General features: G+C 38.9%; 1 protein-coding gene. It reads left to right on the top strand.

The annotated features are described in order from the left end of the window. Positions 1-415: 415 nt before the first annotated feature. Positions 416-1,442, top strand: a 1,027-nt coding sequence (locus ACYQ0H_RS12335) for a site-specific integrase (protein WP_459813176.1), incomplete at its 3' end; no start/stop codon positions are given.

Here is a 1,442-nt window from a genome sequence, read left to right as displayed (position 1 = left end):
AAAACAAAACCCAGCCTGTTACCAGACTGGGTTTTACTTTTGTCACACATATTAAGAGGAGGTATGGCGCAAAAGCTTATGCGGAGTTCCGAAAGATTTCCCCTCGCTACTTGCTTGTAAGACACAAAATAACCACTGTATATAAAGCATTAAGAAATAGAGAATAAAAAACGAATAAGTTATAGAACTCCGCACAGAATAGCATTGCAGCGCTTGAGAGGTTTTCGCAAAGTTTGCAGCTTTGCGAATGGCATTTTACCAATTTTTGTGCTGCAACATTTGTATTATAGCATATAAAAAGAGTATTGTAAAGACTTTTTTAACTTTTTTAGGTATAACATTTCGACAAAATATTAATAAAATGACGATTTAAGTGTTTTTAAACCGTCATAATTTTAGTCCGGAGGAACATCAGATGTCAAAGAGAGGCAGCAACATCTACAAAAGAACAGACGGAAGATATGAGGGACGAATTAAGCTCGGCTATGATGAGAACGACAGGCTTAGGTACAAGTATGTTTATGGGAAAACTCTTTCGGAAGTAAAGGACAAAATGGAGCTTTCATATACTTTGAAAAAGCCTGAAGCCAAAGCGTATATCAGACTGACCGTCAGGGAGATATGCCTTGAATGGCTTGAGATCAAGCGGCTGACCGTTAAAAGCTCTACCTATGCAAACTATTGCAGACTGCTTAAAAATCACATTTATCCCTTGCTTGGAGAACAGGTTTATTGTTTGCTTTCAAAGAAACAGGTAAACTCGTTTGTTTCAGAATTATTGTCTAATGGCAGATCAGACGGACAAGGCGGTCTTTCCGCTAAGACTGCAAAGGACGTATTAATTGTGCTGAAGTCAATATCCGCTTATGCTCACAGGGAATACGGGCTTGAAAATATCTGCGAGGATATTCAATCGCCAAAGGTCAGAAATACTGAAATCAAAACATTAAATGAGATTGAATTACGCAGATTGAGCCTGTATTTAAAACACAATCTTGACCTTACGAATTTAAGCATACTGATATGTTTATACACGGGTATCAGAATCGGAGAAATGTGCGGATTGAAATGGGAAAACGTCAATCTTCAGGAGGGATTTTTTCTTGTAAACAAAACCGTTCAGCGGATCACGATTGACGGCGAATCAAAGGTGGTGGTTGATGTTCCAAAGACAGAAAGCTCCGTCAGGACTGTTTTTATGCCCGATTTTCTTACTGAAATAATGTCAGATTTTAAGCGCAGTCCGTCAATCTATGTGCTGTCAGGCTTGAATGTTCCTAAGGAGCCGAGGATTTTACAGTACAGATTTAAAAAGGTTTTAAAGGACTGCGGAATAAAAGATGTGCCATTTCATGCGCTCAGACACACATACGCTTCCGTCTGCATTAAAAAGGGCTTTGACCCTAAAGCTCTCAGTGAATTATTGGGACACAGCAACGTTA

Source organism: Hominimerdicola intestinalis, from assembly GCF_054655215.1.
This window is presented reverse-complemented; position numbering and strand designations above follow the sequence as displayed.